The following is a 16,641-nucleotide window of genomic DNA, read 5'->3' on the forward strand; positions in this document are numbered from 1 at the left end:
CACCCGGTCTTCGGGCCGGGCCGCTACTTGGCGCGTAGGCCGTGCTCGGGCTGCTCAAGGAACCAGGCATAGGTCTGGCGAATGCCGTCCTCGAGCCCGATGCGCGCCGTCCAGCCCATCCTCGCCAGCCGCGAAACATCCATCAGCTTGCGCATCGTGCCGTCGGGTTTGCTGGGGTCCTGGGTGATCCTGCCCTGGAACCCCGTGACCTTGGCCACCAGCGCAGCCAGTTCCGCGATCGAGACGTCCTGCCCGCACCCGACATTGATGTGGCTCAGCATCGGCTGGGTGTTGGCCTCGTAGTCGGCTCGCGGCAAATCCAGCACGAACAGCGACGCCTCGGCCATGTCATCGACATGCAGGAATTCGCGCCTGGGTTTGCCGGTGCCCCAGATCACCACCTCGTCCAGCCCGTCGCGCGCGGCTTCGTGAAACCGGCGGATCAGAGCGGGCAGAACGTGGCTGTTTTCAGGGTGAAAGTTGTCGCCCGGTCCGTACAGGTTCGTCGGCATGACCGAGCGGTAGTCGACCCCGTGCTGGCGATTGTAGCTTTCGCACAGCTTGATCCCGGCGATCTTGGCAACGGCATAGGGCTCGTTCGTGGGTTCCAGCACACCGGTCAACAGCGCATCTTCGCGCATGGGCTGGGCGGCCTCGCGCGGGTAGATGCAAGAACTGCCCAATTGCAGCAGGCGCCGCACACCGGCGGCAAAGGCCTGATGGATCACGTTGCACTCGATCATCAGGTTGTCATAGATGAAATCCGCCGGATAGGTGTTGTTGGCGTGGATGCCGCCAACTTTGGCGGCGGCAAGGATCACCACATCGGGGCGTTCGGCCTGCATGAAGTCGCGCACCGCCGCCTGATCGGTCAGGTCCAGTTCTGCGTGGGTGCGCGTGATCAGCTGCAGGTCCTCGCCCTGGGCCTGACGCGCCTGAAGACGACGCAGAATCGCGCCTCCGACCATGCCGCGATGTCCGGCGATATAGACCTTTTGCATTTTCGCCCCCTCAGCCGTTTTCGAGGCTGACCGGCAGTTCATAGCCATGCTCTTTCAACAGGGCGTGGCGTTTGGCCGTTCTCAGATCTTCCCGGACCATTTCGGCGCACATTTCCCGCGCCGTCAGTTCCGGCTCCCAGCCCAGTTTTTCCTTTGCCTTGGTCGGGTCGCCCAGCAGGGTGTCCACCTCGGCCGGGCGGAAATACTGCGGGTCGATGCGCATGATCACGTCGCCCGGTTTCACAGCCGGAGCGTCCTCGCCTTCGATCGCCGTCACCGTTGCAACCTCGTCGACGCCGCTGCCGGAGAACTCGACCGAGATCCCCAGCTCGGCCGCCGACCATTCGATGAACTCGCGTACCGAGTACTGCTTGCCGGTGGCGATCACGAAATCCTCGGGCTGGTCCTGCTGCAGCATCATCCACTGCATGCGCACGTAATCCTTGGCATGGCCCCAGTCGCGCAGACTGTCGATATTGCCCATGTACAAACACTGTTCGAGGCCCTGGGCGATGTTGGCCAGTCCGCGGGTGATCTTGCGGGTCACGAAAGTTTCGCCCCGGCGCGGGCTTTCGTGATTGAACAGAATCCCGTTGCAGGCATACATCCCATAGGCCTCGCGGTAGTTCACGGTGATCCAGTAGGAATACAGCTTGGCGACGGCATAGGGCGACCGGGGGTGAAACGGCGTGGTCTCGCGCTGCGGGATTTCCTGGACCAGCCCGTACAGCTCGGAGGTCGAAGCCTGATAGAAGCGCGTCTTTTTCTCGAGCCCCAGAAAGCGGATCGCCTCGAGCAGCCGCAGGGTACCGATTGCATCGACATCGGCCGTATATTCCGGCGCCTCGAAACTGACCGCCACATGCGATTGCGCACCCAGGTTGTAGACTTCGTCGGGTTGAACCTCTTGGATGATCCGGGTCAGGTTCGACGTGTCGCTGAGGTCACCATAGTGCAGGCGCAGTTTGGGGTTGGGCTCGTGCGGGTCTTGATAGATATGGTCGATCCGCTGCGTGTTGAACGAAGAGGCCCGCCGCTTGATTCCGTGAACTTCATACCCCTTGGCCAAAAGAAACTCTGCCAGGTAAGAACCGTCCTGTCCGGTGATCCCGGTAATCAGCGCCGTTTTCGTCATCGAATGCCTCAAAAATCCTAGGGGTATTTGGGTTTCGCTCCTAAAACAGCAAGACGAACCAGATTGCAAGCCGGTCCGGCAGACAGCCATTGAAACCGGCGGAAGATTCTCAGAATGTGTGCCCGCCCGCCACGGTGGGTACCAGAAAGGGATAGTGGACAATGCGTATTGCGATGATCGGCACCGGTTACGTCGGCCTGGTGTCGGGGGTGTGTTTCTCGGATTTCGGCCATGACGTGATCTGCGTGGACAAGGCCGAAGACAAGATTCGGATGCTGCAGGCGGGTCAGGTTCCGATCTATGAGCCGGGGCTGGACATGCTGATGGCCAAGAACGTGGCCGCCGGACGGCTCAGCTTCACCTCCGATCTGGCCCGCGCGGTCGATGGGGCCGATGCGGTGTTCATCGCAGTTGGCACGCCGACCCGCCGCGGAGACGGGCATGCCGACCTGACCTATGTGATGGCCGCTGCCGACGAGATCGCCCGCGCCCTGACCGGCTATACCGTGGTCGTCACCAAATCGACCGTGCCCGTGGGCACCAACCGCAAGGTTCACGAGACCATTTCTGCCGCCAACCCCGTGGCCGATTTCGACGTCGCCTCGAACCCCGAATTTCTGCGCGAAGGCGCGGCGATCGACGATTTCATGCGTCCCGACCGGGTCGTGGTGGGCGTCGAGAGCGACCGCGCCGCTCAGGTGATGGCAGACATCTATCGCCCCCTGTACCTGCGGGACTTTCCGATCCTGACCACCGATCTGGAAAGCGCCGAGATGATCAAATACGCGGCCAATGCCTTTCTGGCGACCAAGATCACCTTCATCAACGAAATCGCCGGCCTGTGCGAGCGGGTCGGCGCCGACGTCAAGGAGGTGTCGCGGGGCATCGGTCTAGACGGGCGCATAGGCAACAAGTTCCTGCATGCCGGTCCCGGATATGGCGGGTCTTGCTTTCCCAAGGACACTGCCGCGCTGGCGCGGATCGGCCAGGATCACGCCTTTCCCATGCAGATCACCGAGACAGTCATGCGGGTGAATGACGAGGTCAAGAAGCGCATGATCGAAAAGATCCGCGACGCCTGCGGAGACAGCTTCAACGGCAAGACCATCGCGGTGCTGGGCGTGACCTTCAAGCCCAACACGGATGACATGCGCGATGCACCCTCGCTGACCATCGTACCGGCGCTGATAGGCGGCGGCGCTCAGGTGCGCGTGGTCGATCCGCAGGGCCGCGCCGAGGGCGAGGCCCTGCTGCCAGGCGTAGTATGGGAGGACGACCCCTATGCCGCCGTGCGCGATGCCGATGCAGTCGTGCTGCTGACCGAATGGAACGAGTTCCGCGCTCTGAACCTGTCCCAGATGGCCCGGGCGATGAAATCCCCGCGGATGGTCGATCTGCGCAACATCTACGCCCGCGAAATGGCGCTGAAATCGGGTTTCGACACCTATGTTGGCGTAGGCCGCTAGGCCCGCCGCATCACAGCGCCGCCGCCCAGACGCGGTACCGTCCCTGCCCAGTCACCTCGCGGATCAGCCCGCGGCTGGTGAACTTGTCGAGATTGCGCTGCACCGCCGCGCGCGAGGCCTGCGTCAGTTGCTCGGCCAGCGGCGCCGAAACCATGGGCCAGGCGGCCAGAACGTCGATCAGAACCGGCGGTGTCCGGCCGCTCAGATCATCGGTCGCGGCGCGAGCGCGCGACTCCCAGGCGCTGACGCGATCCAGGTGCAGCAGGGCGGCCAGCGCCGCCTGCCCCGCGCCGCGCACCCACGCGCCCAGCTTGTCTTCGGGCGCTCCTGCGCTGCGCAACGCCCCCGGCCCCGACAGCGCCAGCGGCATGAACAGCGCCCCGCCCCGCCCCATCGTGGCCGCGTGGCGAGCGGCGATGACAGCGGCCTCGGTGTCCTGACCCATCCCTTGCGACAGCGCGCGCCAAGCGTGAAAGGCGATGGCCGACTGGGTCACCGGGTGCAGATCGACGGCAGTGTCCATTACTTCGGCCAGATCGGCCACGGCCTCGGGCACCTCGTCGATGCCCTGCGCCATCCGGTCCAGAAACGCAGCCAGCCCGTGCTGCCAGCCCCCGTCGGACGGACCGGCCCCTGAGGTCAGCCGCCGCACCGCCCAGCCCGCCCGAAACAGGGCCTGTACGTCGTCGCCGGTGGCTCCGATGCGCAGCCCGGTCCACAGTGCCAGCCGGTCGACGCTGATCCGATCGCCGGTCCACCAACCCAGATCGGACACGTCCATCAGCGCCAGCCGATGCGTCCAGCCCGCCGGACCCGCCCGCAACCGTTCGTCCAACGCGCCGAAGGTCAGGGTCAACTCGGCCAGGTCCTGCGCCACGGCGGCCTGCGCCGCGCGCCACTCGCGCGGATCGAACAGCAGGCGCCGGTCCGCCCGGGGACCGGGCGGCAAAAGATCCTCGACGGCCGGGTCGCTGTCGGGGGGCAGAAACCACAGGTCCTCGTCTTCCGGGGGATCGACATCATAGATGCTGCGCGGGCCGGCAAAGGGCTCGTCCTCGTCGGGGTCGGGGGAATGCGGTCCTGACATCATGACCTGCATTCTTCGGCGATTTTCAACGCTTCACAAGAGGGCCGGCGGCATTTCCGCCCAGCGGTGCCGGTGCTGGCGGTTATCGGGTTGAACAGGTCCGAGCTTCCCCGTTACCCCTTGGGCGACCAAAATCAGCCCAAGGGGACAGAAGATGAGCGAAACGGTAGGGCTGACGCCCGAGGAAATGACCGATCTGAGCCTGAAGGTCCTGACCCATGTGGGCTATGGCCCCGACCACGCGCAGGCGATTGCGCGGATGCTGACCACCTGCCAGATGGATGATTGCCAGTCGCACGGGTTGTTTCGCCTGTTCATGTGCGCCCAGACCATGCAGGCCGGCAAGATCGACGGCCATGCACAGCCCGAGGTCACCTCCTCGGACAATGCCATCGTGCGCGTCGACGCGCGGGGCGGCATGTCGTTGCTGGCATTCCAGACCGGCATGCCGCATCTGGTGGACAAGACTCGCACCCACGGGATCGCGGCCATGGCGATCAACCGCTGTTTTCATTTCTCGGCCCTGTGGCCCGAGGTCGAGGCCCTGTCGGCCGAGGGGCTTGCGGCCATGGCGATGGTGCCCAGCCATTCCTGGGTGGCCCCGGCCGGGGGCACGCGCGGCAGCCTGGGCACCAACCCGCTGGCCTTCAGCTGGCCCCGCAGGGGCAAGGACCCGTTCACCTTCGACTTCGCCACCAGCGCCTTCGCCCGCGGCGAGATCGAGCTGTACAAGCGCGCGGGCAAACCCCTGCCCGAAGGCGTGGCGATCGACAAGGACGGCAACCCCACGACCGACCCGCAAGCGGCGCTGGACGGCGCGATGCTGACCTTCGGCGGCTACAAGGGCTCGGCCCTGTCAATCATGATCGAGCTTCTGGCCGGCCCTCTCATCGACGACCTGACCAGCCTGGAGAGCATGGAATTCGCCCAAGGAACAGGCGGCGCGCCATACCACGGCGACATCATCATCGCCTTCGACCCCGACCAGTTCAGCGGCGGGCGGCGACAGGCCAACGACGCGCGGGCCGAGCGCCTGTTTGCCGATATCCTCGATCAGGGCGCGCGCCTGCCGTCGCAGCGCCGCTTTGCCGCCCGGGCGCGTAACACCGCCCGGGGATATGCCGAGATTCCGACGCAACTTTACCGCGACCTGCTGGCCCTTCTGGACTAGGCGCCCCAGGTGTCGCGCAGGCGGTAACCTTGCGGCCAGGGATCGTCCGGGTCCAGCATGTGCTGGTGGATGCCAGTGATCCATCCGCGACCCGAGATCTCGGGCAGGATGGCGGCGCGGTCGCCAACATGGGTTGTGCCCAGTATACGGCCGGTAAACCGCGAACCGATGATCGAGACGGCCTCGAAGCTCTGGCCCGGCCGTATCTGCCCCCGCGCGGCCATCAGCGCCATGCGGGCCGAAACGGCGGTGCCGGTGGGTGAGCGGTCGACCTTGCCGGGCTGGATTGCCACCGCGGATCGGCCGGTCAGGCCGGTTTCGGTTTCGGCCAACGGTCCGCAGAAGGCGCAAAACGAAATGTGGTCCCAATCCGGGATCTCGGGATGCGCAAAGCCCAGCTGCGCATTGGCGGCATAGGTAATCGCCACCCCCAACCGGGCGATGTCGGCGGCCTCGTCCTCGGTGATGCGCAGCCCCAGCGCCGCGGCGTCGACCACCACGAAACTGTCCCCGCCATAGGCGGTGTCCACCGTCAGGGTTCCCAGCCCCTCGACCTCGAGCGGCGCGGCGAGGCGGTCGGCAAAGCTGGGCAGGTTCTGCACGAAGATCCGTTCGGCCTTGCCGCTGCGGCATTCGGCCCGCACCCGCACCAGCCCGCCCGGCGCTTCGAGCGTCAGGTGGGTCTCCGGCTCGGTCATCGGCAGGATGCCCCCGTCCAGCAGCACTGTCGCCACGCAGATCGCGTTCGAGCCGGACATGGGTGGCGTGTCTTCGGGTTCCATGATGATGAAGGCGGCGTCGGCCTTTGGGTGTTTGGGCGGCACCAGCATGTTGACATGGCGGAACACTCCGCCGCGCGGCTCGTTAAGTACGAAGTTGCGCAGGGTCTGGTCGCGGGCGATGAAGCTGCGTTGCTCCCAGATCGTGTCGCCGGGCGGCGGGGCGACGCCGCCGACGATCACATCCCCCACCTCGCCCTCGGCATGGGCCGAGATCACGTGGATGGTCTTGCTGCTGCGCATCCCACGCTCAGAACCGGGTGGCGGCGAAGGGATTGACCTGGATGGCCGGATCGGTGCCGTCGACCAGCGCGCCCACCAGCTCGGCTGTTCCGGCCGACTGGGTCAGGCCCAGATGGCCGTGCCCGAAGGCATAAACCAGGTGCCGCGATTTCGGAGACCGCCCGATCACCGGAATGCTGTCGGGCAGCGAGGGGCGGAATCCCATCCATTGCGTCCCGCCTTCGGTCTTCAACCCCGGCAGGAACTGGCGCGCCTTGTTCAACAGGGTATCGGCGCGTTTGAAATTGGGCGGCAGGTCAAGCCCGCCCAGTTCGACCGCACCACCAATGCGAACACCGCCGTTGATTTTGGTTGCCACGAAAGCATGCCGCGAGAACGCCAGGTGCAGCCGCAGGTCGAACGCGCCCGGCGGCAGGGTCGTGTTGTAGCCGCGCTCGGTCTCCAGCGGAATCCGGTCGCCCACCGTACGGGTCAGGTGGTGCGACCATGCGCCCGCGGCCACCACGACCTTGCTGGCATCCGCCGCCCCCTGATCGAAGCGCACCCAGACGCCCGTGTCCGACAGCTCCAGCGCGCGCACGGGGCGCGTCTCGATCACCCCGCCACGGTCGCGGAACACCTGCGCCAGATGCTCGACCCAGCGTTTGGGATCGACGGTATTCCACCAGTGCGGCGTGAACCCGGCATGGGTGAAACGCGGGCTGAGCCCGGGCTGGATCTCAGCGATCGCTTCGGGGCTTTCCAGCAAGTCGAAGGCGATGCCATGCTGGCGACGCAACTCCCACGTGGGCAAAGCGGCACGGAACTCGGCCGCGCTTTCGTACAACTGCAACTGCCCGTCACGCTGCATCATCGCCTCGCCACCCGTATCGGCGATCTGCCGTTCGGTCGCGGCCTGGCACAGGCGCATCAGGCTGGCCTGCGCGGCGACCAGCGCTTGATACCGGCTGGGGCGACTGGCCCGCCAGAACCGCCACATCCACGGCGCGATCTGCAGGGCATAAGCGGGCGGGATCGACAGCGGCCCCAACGGATCGAGCAGCCATTTTGGGGCCTTCTTCATGATCCCGGGGGTGGCCAACGGTTCGACTTCGGGGAAGGCGAACGCTCCGGCATTCCCCGCCGAACTGCCCGCGGCCACGCCTTCGCGGTCCAACACCTGCACGGCGTAACCCCGACGCTGCAGCTCAAGTGCCGCGCTGATGCCGACCACGCCGGCACCGATAACGATGACGTCTGTCTTCATGTGATCTCTATTTTTTCATGTGATCGCTATACCCGAACGGAATGCATCGGCGGGATCAAAAATCAAGCGGCTTTCGGCCATCACGAAAGCCTGACCGGTGATCGAGGGGATCACCCCGCCGTTCGGACCAGGCTGATAGGACAGCCGATAGGGGCTGCCGATGACACTGGCCTGCACGATTTCTTCACCGGGCGCCAAGCGCCCGTCGGCCGCCAGACACGCCAACCGCGCCGAACTGCCCGTGCCGCAGGGCGAGCGGTCATAGGCGTCATCGGGGCACAGAACGAAGTTTCGGCTGTGGACGTCGGGGGCCGGCGCGGCCTCCTGAAAAATCACATGGTCGATCGGCTCTCCGGCTTCGCCGCCGATACCCGCGGCATTGGCCGCACGGCGGATGGCGACGCCCAGGTCGGTCAGGGCTCGGATATTCGCGGGCTCGACCGGCACCGGGCTGGGATCGACGATGAAGAACCAGTTGCCGCCATAGGCGACGTCACCGGTCACCGTGCCGTGGCCCGGCACCTCGATCTCGACCGCGCGGGCCACGCGGCGGCTTTCGACATTCGTCACCGTCACCGTGTGCGCGTCGTGCAGCCGGACCGAGACCACCCCGGCCGGTGTCTCGATCCGATGCGTGCCAACCCCGATCCGGCCCAGATGCGCAAGCGTCACGGTCAGCCCGATCGTGCCGTGCCCGCACATGCCCAGCACCGCATCCGCGTCGAAATAAATTACCCCGGTCACGCAGTCCGGGTCGACCGGCGGCACCAGCAGCGCCCCCACCATCGCCGGCTGGCCGCGCGGCTCGCGCAGGACCGCGTGGTAGAAATCGGCGTGGTCGCGGGCTAGCCTCCCGGCCCGGTCGGCCAGCGAGCCGCTGCCCAGATCCGGCCCGCCCTCCAGGATCACCCGCGTGGGTTCGCCGCCGGTATGGCTGTCGATCACATGCATTCGGCGATCACCCCGCCCTGCCGCGACCAGTCCGCGAACCAGTTGCGGAACAGCGCATATTGTTGCTCGCAATAGCGGCGCTGCGCGTCGCTCAGCTCGTCGGTCTCGTTGAAATGCAGGCGGTATTCCTCTTCGCCGTTCAGCACCAGCAGGTATTTGTAGTACAGCACCAGGTCAGTGCCCTCGTCGAAACTAGACAGCACGCCAAGCGCCTCGTCCAGTTCGCGGGCGCGCAGGCGGGCCTCGGCATGGCCTTCGGCCGCCTTTTTCGACAGCGCCGCCAGCAACAGCGCCTCTTTCGGCAGCGCGGTGCCAATGCCGGTGATCGACCCGGTGGCCCCGCAGTTGACGAAGCCGTTGTAGACCTCGGTATCGACGCCGACCATCAGCGTCACCTCATCGTCGCGGCTGGTGATGTGCTCGGCCGCATAGCGCAGGTCGGCGCTGCCGCCGAATTCCTTGAAGCCCACCAGGTTGGGGTGTTCGGCCCGCAGCGCAAAGAACAGATCGGCGCGGGTGGCAAAGCCGTAGACCGGGCTGTTGTAGATAATCGCGGGCACGTCGGGCGCCGCCGACAGGATGGCCTTGAAATGGTTGCGCTGCGCCGCCAGCGAGCTGCCGCGCGACAGCACCCGCGGAATCACCATCAGCCCCACCGCACCGACTTTCTGCGCATGCGCCGCATGCGCCACCGCCGAGCGCGTGTTGATCGCCCCCGTGCCCACCACGACCGGAAGGTCCGCCTGCACCAGACGCTCGACACCTTCCATACGCTGGTCATCGGTCAGCAGCGGCCAGTCGCCCATCGACCCACAATAGACAACCGCGGACATCCCCGCCTCGATCATCTGCTGCCCTTTGCGAACCAGAGCGTCATAGTCAGGGGTTCGGTCGGCCTTGCACGGCGTCATCAAGGCCGGCATCGTGCCCGAGAAAACATTTGGTCGCATCGGCAGTCCTTTTCTTGCAGATCCTGCCTCTGCGTTAGCGGTTTTCGGGTTCGGAATCCACGGGAATCACAGCGCGCCCAGCCCCCGGCCCGGCGCGTGTGGACGTGGTTGTCGAGGACCGTTCAGCGCAGCCGCTGGCCGGTTTCGGAATCGAACAGCATTGCGCGTTCGGGCCGGACCGAAATCCCGATCCGCTCGCCCGTCTTGCTGCGCTGGTCGTCGCGCTCTTCGACGATCAACTTGTCGCCATTCGGCGCCAGAAGATAGCTGTAGGACACGCCGCCGAGCGCCTCGGTCAGATCGACGGTGCAGCTGTCGCTGGACCGATCGACGCCGATATGTTCCGGGCGGATCCCCAAGGTCACCTTCCTGGCATCAGCCGGCACCCCTTTTGTCACAGGAATCGTGTCCGTCAGGGCGGGATGGCGCACCGTTCCATCGACGACATCGCATTCCAGAAAGTTCATTGCGGGCGAGCCGATGAACCCCGCCACGAACCGGTTGTCGGGGTCGCGATACAGATCCATCGGAGCGCCCACCTGCTCGATCCGGCCATCGCGCAGCACGACAATCTTGTCGGCCATGGTCATCGCTTCGACCTGGTCGTGGGTGACGTAGATCATCGTCGCGCCGATCTCTTGGTGCAATCGAGCGATTTCGACACGCATTTCTACGCGCAACTCGGCATCGAGGTTCGACAGCGGCTCGTCAAACAGGAAAACCTCGGGGCCGCGCACGATGGCCCGGCCGATGGCGACCCGCTGACGCTGCCCACCCGACAGGGCCTTGGGCTTGCGCTTGAGATACGGGTCCAGTTTGAGGATTTCTGACGCTTCGGCCACCTTCCGGTCGATCTCGGCCTTGGGCACGCCGTTCATGCGCAGGCCAAAGCCCATGTTCTCGGCCACGGTCATGTGCGGATACAAGGCATAGGTCTGGAACACCATCGCGACACCGCGCTTGGCCGGGTCCATGTGGGTCACGTCACGCTGACCGATGCGGATTTCGCCCTCGGTGGTTTCCTCCAGCCCGGCGATCATCCGCAACAGGGTGGATTTGCCACAGCCCGACGGCCCGACGAAAACGCAGAACTCTCCGTCCTCGATTTCCAGATCAATGCCGTGAATGACCTGGGTCTGGCCATACCGCTTGATTGCGCCCTTCAGGGTAACGCCTGTCATGATGCTTGCATCCTGTCCTTGCGGCCCTCGGGGAACCGCCATGCTTCGGCTTCGGCCCCGATCTGGTCGGCGGCACACCGCACCCGAGGGACCCATTTCTTCAACTGATCGAAATCCATGCGCTGGGTCGACCCGGTGATCGAGATCGCCCCCAGCATCCGTCCGCCCGATGTCAGAATCGGACAGGCCACGCAGATGATGCCGAGCTCGTGCTCTTCATCATCCATGGCAAAGCCCCGTTGGCGGATCCGGGCCAGATCGGCCCTCAATTCGGCCTCGGAGGTCAGCGTCCTGTCGGTGAAGCGGTGAAAGCTTTGCTGCGAAATCGCCTTGTCCAGCAGGTCGTCATCCAGATAGGCAAGCATCGCCTTGCCCACGCCGGTGCAATAGGCCGGGCCGACCTTTCCGGCTTCGGAATACATCTCGACCGGGTTCTTGGCATTGCGCTTGTCCACATACAGAACCTGACTGGAATCAAGCTGCGCAAGGTGCACCGTCTCGCCGGTTTCCAGGCTGAGCGCATCCAGGATCGGCCGCGCGATCGGCGCCAGAGAGCTTTGCGTCCAGGCCGAATGCGCCAGCCGCACCAGCCGCAGCCCCGGCGAATAGGTCTGCCGGTCTGGGTCGTAAGACAACATGCCTTGATTGGTCAGCGACTGCAGAAACCGGTACAGGGACGCCTTGGGAAAGCTGCTGCTTTCCAGCAATTCGGCAAACCGCACAGGCCGGCCGAACGCCGCGACCTGCTCCAGCACGTCACATGCCTTGCCGATGGTTCCGTCACCTGCCACGGGTCTGATTTCTCCTCCACTTCCCCTAGCGGACGGGCCGCGAGGGTATTGACAAGCCTAGCCGATTCGATGTGTAGTTTTCAATATATAAAACTTGGTTTCACTATTTGGAACCGCAAAATGGAAGCTAAGGGAGGAAACCATGCATTCCATGTTCAAGCGCACGACGGCGGCACTGGCTGTCAGCGTGGCAATTGCAGCCCCGGCCGCGGCGGAACTGACCGGCGAGCTGCGCATTTTCCTAGACACGTCGAACCCCGCGCCGCGCGCGACGATGGAGGCGATGATCGGCCGGTTCGCCGAGAAACACCCCGGGCTCGAGATCGAGACCACCGTGATCGACCGCGAAGCCTACAAGACCCAGATCCGCAACTTCCTGACCGCCGACACGCCTGACGTGGCCACTTGGTACGCGGCCAACCGCATGCGTCCCTATGTCGAGGCGGGTCTGTTCGAGGACGTATCGGACCTGTGGGCCGAGCCGGAAATCGCCGAAAACTTGGCCTCGACCAAGGGCGCGATGACCATCGACGGCAAGCAGTGGGGCGTGCCCTACACCTACTATCAGTGGGGCGTCTACTACCGCAAAGACATCTTTGACGAGCTGGGCCTGTCCGAGCCGACCACTTGGGAAGAAGAACTGGCCAACTGCCAGAAGATCGTCGACTCGGGTCGCGCCTGCTATACCATCGGCACCAAGTTCCTGTGGACGGCTGGCGGCTGGTTCGACTACCTGAACATGCGCACCAACGGCTTCGACTTCCACCAGCAACTGGCCAATGGCGAAGTCAGCTGGGAAGACGACCGGGTCAAGCAGACCTTCGCCAACTGGAAGCAGCTGATCGACATGGGCGCGTTCATCGACAACCACCAGACCTACAGCTGGCAAGAGGCCCTGCCCTTCATGGTTCAGGGTGATGCAGCGGCCTATCTGATGGGCAACTTCGCGGTGGCTCCGCTGCGCGAGGCCGGTCTGACCGACGACCAGTTGGACTTCTACCAGTTCGTCGCGATCAACCCCGATGTCGAGCTGGCCGAAGATGCGCCGACCGACACGTTCCACATCCCGGCGAACGCCTCGAACAAGGAAGCGGCCCGCGAATTCCTGCGCTTCGTCGTCTCGGCCAAGGAGCAGACCATCATCAACAATGGCCAGAACCTGGGCCAGCTGCCGATCAACGCCAAATCGTCAGTGGATGATGACAAGTTCCTGCAGGAAGGCTTCAAGATGCTGTCGACCAACAGCCCCGGCGGCGTCGCCCAGTTCTGGGATCGCGACGCACCGGCGGAAATGGCCAAGGTGTCGATGGAAGGCTTCCAGGAGTTCATGGTCAAGCCGGACAACCTGGACAAGATCCTGGCCAAGCTGGAACGAGCGCGCCAGCGCATCTACGACAATTGATCGGGTGGTGGCCGGGGCAACCCCGGCCACGCCTCAGCCAATCACAGGACGGGTCTGACCCCGTCCCGCCTTCTCCAAACCGGGATTGACCATGACCGCCGTCGACGTCACCGAACACGAAAGCTGGTTCCACAGAAATCAGCAACGTATCGCACCCTGGCTGTTTCTGGCTCCGGGCGTGCTGTTCTTCATGGTCTACGTGATCATCCCCGTTTTCCAGTCCTTCAACCTGTCGCTTTACGAATGGGACGGGCTGGGCGCCGCCGAATATGTCGGCATGCGCAACTATGAAGACCTGTATTGGGAATGGGTCGACCGCGACGCCTTCTATGTCTCGTTGAAGAACAACCTGATCTGGCTGGTCATGTACCTGCTGGCGATCCCGGCCGGCCTGTTCATCGCGCTTTTCCTCAACCAGACGGTCTGGGGCATCCGGCTGTACAAATCCCTGTTCTTCTTTCCCTTCGTCATCAGTCAGGTCGTAGTCGGGCTGGTCTTCACCTGGTTCTACGACCCCACTTTCGGACTGCTGAACGAGCTATTGGGCTTGGTCGGACTGGGTCCGCTGAACGTCCTGGGTGACGAACGGTTCGTAACCTACGGCATCATTTTCGCGGGCCTCTGGCCGCAGACCGCCTATTGCATGATCCTGTATCTGACCGGCCTGAACGCCGTGGACCCCGAACAGATCGAGGCCGGCCGGCTGGACGGCGCCAAGGGCGGGCGGATGCTGTGGCATATCATCCTGCCGCAACTGCGCCCCGCGACCTTCATCGCCTTTGTCGTGACCATCATCGGCGCGCTGCGGTCGTTCGACCTGATCTCGATCATGACACAGGGCGGGCCGTTCGGATCCTCGCGCGTGCTGGCCTATTACATGTTCGAGGTCGCCTTGTCGGAATACGGGTTCCGCATGGGCTATGGCGCGGCCATCGCCGTGATCCTGTTCCTGATCATGCTGTGCTTCATCGCCTACTTCCTGTGGTCGATGTACCGCGAAGAAAAGGGTTACTGAGATGTTTCCCAAACCGATCGAAAAACAACCCCGCGCGGCGCAGATTTCCTATCAGGCGATGCTGCCGATCGCCCTTCTGCTGTGGCTCGGCCCGCTGCTGGCCGTGGCCCTGTTCTCAATCAAGCCCGAGGCGGATTTCACCAACGCCAACTACTGGGGCCTGCCCTCCAGCTTTGAAGGCGCCAGGAACTACGGTCAGGTGTTCTTCAACTCGGACATGCCGCGCTATCTGCTGAACTCGTTCCTGATCACGGTTCCCACGGTGATCGGCGCGGTGGCGCTCAGCTGCATGACCGGGTTTGCGCTGGGGATTTACAAGTTCAAGTCGAACCTGTGGATCTTCTTCATGTTCGTGGCCGGCAACTTCGTACCCTTCCAGATCCTGATGGTGCCGGTGCGCGACCTGACGCTGGACTTGGGGCTCTACAACACGAAAACCGGCCTGGTGCTGTTCCACATCGCGTTCCAGACGGGGTTCTGCACTCTGTTCATGCGCAACTTCATCCGCGCCCTGCCGTTCGAGCTGATCGAGGCCGCCCGGGTCGAGGGCATCAGCGAATGGCGCATCTTCTGGTACGTCGTCCTGCCGCTGATGAAGCCCGCGATCGCCGCGCTCAGCGTGCTGATCTTCACCTTCATCTGGAACGACTATTTCTGGGCCGTCGTGCTGACCCAAGGGGCCGAGAGCCAACCCGTAACCGCCGGCATCACCAGCTTCAACGCGCAGTTCCGCGCCGCCTATCACTTGATGAGTGCCGGCTCGATCGTCGCGGCCCTGCCGCCGGTGGCCATGTTCTTTCTGATGCAGAAACACTTCATCGCGGGTCTGACCCTCGGTGCCGTAAAATAACGCCTAGTCAAGGTTTACAGTCATGACCAAGATCACCTTCATCGGTGCAGGTTCCACGATTTTCATGCAGAACATCGTGGGCGACGCCCTGCTGACCCCATCGCTGGCCGACAGCCATTTTGCCCTGATGGACATCGACCCCGAGCGTCTGGCCGAAAGCGAAACCGTCGCACGCGCCATGATCCGCTCGGTCGGGACCGGCGCGACCGTGTCCACCCACACCGACCGCCGCGCGGCGCTGGACGGGGCTGATTTCGTCATCACGGCTTTCCAGATCGGCGGCTACAGACCCTGCACCGTCACCGATTTCGAGATCCCCAAGCAATATGGCTTGCGCCAGACCATAGCCGACACGCTGGGCGTAGGCGGCATCATGCGCGGCCTGCGCACCGTGCCTGTCCTGTGGGATGTGGCCCGCGACATGGCGCAGCTGTGCCCGGATGCCACGCTGCTGCAATACGTCAACCCGATGGCCATCAACACCTGGGCGCTGGCCGAACGGTTCCCGGCGCTGAAACAGGTCGGTCTGTGCCACTCGGTCCAGAACACGGTCGAGGAACTGGCCCATGACCTCGACCTGCCCAAGGATAAAATCCGCTATCGCGTTGCCGGCGTGAACCACGTGGCCTTCTTCCTGCGGCTCGAACATCAGGGCCGCGACCTGTATCCGGCGCTGCGCCGGGGCTATCACGCGGGCCAATTGCCCAAGGCGCCGCTGCTGATGCCGCGCTGCCCGAACAAGGTGCGGTACGAGGTGATGGATCACCTGGGCTATTTCTGCACCGAAAGCTCGGAACACCTGGCCGAGTACGTCCCGTGGTTTATCAAGGATGGGCGTCAGGACCTGATCGACCAGTTCCAGATCCCGCTGGACGAATATCCCACCCGCTGCGAAGAGCAGGTCGCCAACTGGAAAGAACAGGCCAAGACCCTGACCGACGGGAGCGACATCGAGGTGATCCGCAGCCACGAGTTCGCTGCTGACCTGATGAACGCAATCGTCACCGACACGCCGTACGTCGCCTATGGCAACCTGCCCAATACCGGGCAGATCCCGCAGCTTCCGCTGGGCGCCGCGGTCGAAACGCCCTGTCTGGTCGACAGCAACGGCGTGCAGCCCTCGGTCGTCACCGACATTCCGCCGCAGCTGGTCGCCCTGATGCGCACCCAGATCAACGTGCAGGAACTGACCGTGCGCGCCTTGGTCGAGGAAAACCCCGAACACATCTATCACGCCGCCATGATGGACCCGCACACCGCCGCCGAACTGGACCTGCGCCAGATCCGCAACTTGGTCAGTGACCTGCTGACCGCCCATGCCGACTGGCTGCCCGACTGGTGCCAGCCCGCCAAAGCCGCTTGAAAGGGCCCCG

Annotated in this window: 15 protein-coding genes; 6 read left to right on the forward strand and 9 right to left on the reverse strand. The window is 64.2% G+C overall.

Features of this window, described 5'->3' with window-relative positions:
- Positions 1-23: 23 nt before the first annotated feature.
- Positions 24-1,001, reverse strand: coding sequence for a GDP-L-fucose synthase (gene fcl / locus AC2FMN_RS00500; protein ID WP_496685297.1), 978 nt, complete (start codon positions 999-1,001; stop codon positions 24-26).
- Between the two features lie 10 nt (positions 1,002-1,011).
- Entirely contained in the window at positions 1,012-2,136 is a 1,125-nt protein-coding gene (gene gmd, locus AC2FMN_RS00505; RefSeq protein ID WP_496681540.1) for a GDP-mannose 4,6-dehydratase, read from the reverse strand.
- Between the two features lie 161 nt (positions 2,137-2,297).
- Between gmd and AC2FMN_RS00510 the strand changes: the two genes are divergently transcribed.
- Positions 2,298-3,602 (forward strand): UDP-glucose dehydrogenase family protein, encoded by a 1,305-nt coding sequence (locus AC2FMN_RS00510; protein ID WP_496685300.1) that lies wholly within the window; start codon positions 2,298-2,300, stop codon positions 3,600-3,602.
- A gap of 10 nt (positions 3,603-3,612) precedes the next feature.
- Here AC2FMN_RS00510 and AC2FMN_RS00515 read toward each other — a convergent pair whose 3' ends face one another.
- On the reverse strand, positions 3,613-4,701 hold the full coding sequence (locus AC2FMN_RS00515) for a helix-turn-helix domain-containing protein (protein WP_496685303.1): 1,089 nt from the start codon (positions 4,699-4,701) through the stop codon (positions 3,613-3,615).
- 142 nt (positions 4,702-4,843) lie between these two features.
- On the opposite strand from AC2FMN_RS00515, the gene AC2FMN_RS00520 reads away from it, so the two are divergent.
- Positions 4,844-5,860 (forward strand): Ldh family oxidoreductase, encoded by a 1,017-nt coding sequence (locus AC2FMN_RS00520; protein WP_496685305.1) that lies wholly within the window; start codon positions 4,844-4,846, stop codon positions 5,858-5,860.
- Here the strand turns inward: AC2FMN_RS00520 and AC2FMN_RS00525 are convergent.
- The 6 genes from AC2FMN_RS00525 to AC2FMN_RS00550 form a co-directional block, all read right to left on the reverse strand.
- Entirely contained in the window at positions 5,857-6,882 is a 1,026-nt protein-coding gene (locus AC2FMN_RS00525; protein ID WP_496685308.1) for a trans-3-hydroxy-L-proline dehydratase, read from the reverse strand. The two genes, AC2FMN_RS00520 and AC2FMN_RS00525, sit on opposite strands and share 4 nt — an antisense overlap.
- A gap of 7 nt (positions 6,883-6,889) precedes the next feature.
- Positions 6,890-8,128 (reverse strand): NAD(P)/FAD-dependent oxidoreductase, encoded by a 1,239-nt coding sequence (locus tag AC2FMN_RS00530; RefSeq protein WP_496685310.1) that lies wholly within the window; start codon positions 8,126-8,128, stop codon positions 6,890-6,892.
- A 15-nt stretch (positions 8,129-8,143) separates the two neighbouring features.
- Positions 8,144-9,079 carry a 4-hydroxyproline epimerase gene (locus AC2FMN_RS00535; protein WP_496685311.1) on the reverse strand — a complete coding sequence of 312 codons (936 nt, stop codon included), beginning with the start codon at positions 9,077-9,079 and terminating at the stop codon, positions 8,144-8,146.
- Positions 9,070-10,029: a dihydrodipicolinate synthase family protein gene (locus AC2FMN_RS00540; protein ID WP_496685314.1), complete on the reverse strand. Its 960-nt coding sequence runs from the start codon at positions 10,027-10,029 to the stop codon at positions 9,070-9,072. Before AC2FMN_RS00540 ends, AC2FMN_RS00535 begins: the two co-directional genes overlap by 10 nt.
- Positions 10,030-10,151: 122 nt before the next feature.
- A complete protein-coding gene (locus AC2FMN_RS00545) occupies positions 10,152-11,210 on the reverse strand; it encodes an ABC transporter ATP-binding protein (protein WP_496685317.1) in 1,059 nt (352 codons plus the stop codon).
- Entirely contained in the window at positions 11,207-12,001 is a 795-nt protein-coding gene (locus AC2FMN_RS00550) for an IclR family transcriptional regulator (RefSeq protein WP_496685320.1), read from the reverse strand. The genes AC2FMN_RS00545 and AC2FMN_RS00550 overlap by 4 nt, the downstream gene beginning before the upstream one ends.
- Before the next feature lie 142 nt (positions 12,002-12,143).
- Between AC2FMN_RS00550 and AC2FMN_RS00555 the strand changes: the two genes are divergently transcribed.
- The 4 genes from AC2FMN_RS00555 to AC2FMN_RS00570 all read left to right on the forward strand — a co-directional run bounded on the left by AC2FMN_RS00555 (position 12,144) and on the right by AC2FMN_RS00570 (position 16,631).
- Positions 12,144-13,403 carry an ABC transporter substrate-binding protein gene (locus tag AC2FMN_RS00555; RefSeq protein WP_496685322.1) on the forward strand — a complete coding sequence of 420 codons (1,260 nt, stop codon included), beginning with the start codon at positions 12,144-12,146 and terminating at the stop codon, positions 13,401-13,403.
- A gap of 91 nt (positions 13,404-13,494) precedes the next feature.
- Positions 13,495-14,418, forward strand: a complete 924-nt coding sequence (locus AC2FMN_RS00560; protein WP_496685325.1) for a carbohydrate ABC transporter permease — start codon at positions 13,495-13,497, stop codon at positions 14,416-14,418.
- Between the two features lies 1 nt (position 14,419).
- Positions 14,420-15,268, forward strand: a complete 849-nt coding sequence (locus AC2FMN_RS00565) for a carbohydrate ABC transporter permease (protein ID WP_496682354.1) — start codon at positions 14,420-14,422, stop codon at positions 15,266-15,268.
- 22 nt (positions 15,269-15,290) lie between these two features.
- Positions 15,291-16,631 carry an alpha-glucosidase/alpha-galactosidase gene (locus AC2FMN_RS00570; RefSeq protein ID WP_496685327.1) on the forward strand — a complete coding sequence of 447 codons (1,341 nt, stop codon included), beginning with the start codon at positions 15,291-15,293 and terminating at the stop codon, positions 16,629-16,631.
- Positions 16,632-16,641: the final 10 nt, after the last annotated feature.

Source organism: Ruegeria sp. BHSC037, assembly GCF_059613045.1.

What these genes read in the sequence shown, in the direction of transcription:
- fcl (WP_496685297.1), bottom strand. Translation starts at nt 1,001, where the DNA reads ATGCAAAAGGTCTATATCGCCGGACATCGCGGCATGGTCGGAGGCGCG.
- gmd (WP_496681540.1), bottom strand. Translation starts at nt 2,136, where the DNA reads ATGACGAAAACGGCGCTGATTACCGGGATCACCGGACAGGACGGTTCT.
- AC2FMN_RS00510 (WP_496685300.1), top strand. Translation starts at nt 2,298, where the DNA reads ATGCGTATTGCGATGATCGGCACCGGTTACGTCGGCCTGGTGTCGGGG.
- AC2FMN_RS00515 (WP_496685303.1), bottom strand. Translation starts at nt 4,701, where the DNA reads ATGCAGGTCATGATGTCAGGACCGCATTCCCCCGACCCCGACGAGGAC.
- AC2FMN_RS00520 (WP_496685305.1), top strand. Translation starts at nt 4,844, where the DNA reads ATGAGCGAAACGGTAGGGCTGACGCCCGAGGAAATGACCGATCTGAGC.
- AC2FMN_RS00525 (WP_496685308.1), bottom strand. Translation starts at nt 6,882, where the DNA reads ATGCGCAGCAGCAAGACCATCCACGTGATCTCGGCCCATGCCGAGGGC.
- AC2FMN_RS00530 (WP_496685310.1), bottom strand. Translation starts at nt 8,128, where the DNA reads ATGAAGACAGACGTCATCGTTATCGGTGCCGGCGTGGTCGGCATCAGC.
- AC2FMN_RS00535 (WP_496685311.1), bottom strand. Translation starts at nt 9,079, where the DNA reads ATGCATGTGATCGACAGCCATACCGGCGGCGAACCCACGCGGGTGATC.
- AC2FMN_RS00540 (WP_496685314.1), bottom strand. Translation starts at nt 10,029, where the DNA reads ATGCGACCAAATGTTTTCTCGGGCACGATGCCGGCCTTGATGACGCCG.
- AC2FMN_RS00545 (WP_496685317.1), bottom strand. Translation starts at nt 11,210, where the DNA reads ATGACAGGCGTTACCCTGAAGGGCGCAATCAAGCGGTATGGCCAGACC.
- AC2FMN_RS00555 (WP_496685322.1), top strand. Translation starts at nt 12,144, where the DNA reads ATGCATTCCATGTTCAAGCGCACGACGGCGGCACTGGCTGTCAGCGTG.
- AC2FMN_RS00560 (WP_496685325.1), top strand. Translation starts at nt 13,495, where the DNA reads ATGACCGCCGTCGACGTCACCGAACACGAAAGCTGGTTCCACAGAAAT.
- AC2FMN_RS00565 (WP_496682354.1), top strand. Translation starts at nt 14,420, where the DNA reads ATGTTTCCCAAACCGATCGAAAAACAACCCCGCGCGGCGCAGATTTCC.
- AC2FMN_RS00570 (WP_496685327.1), top strand. Translation starts at nt 15,291, where the DNA reads ATGACCAAGATCACCTTCATCGGTGCAGGTTCCACGATTTTCATGCAG.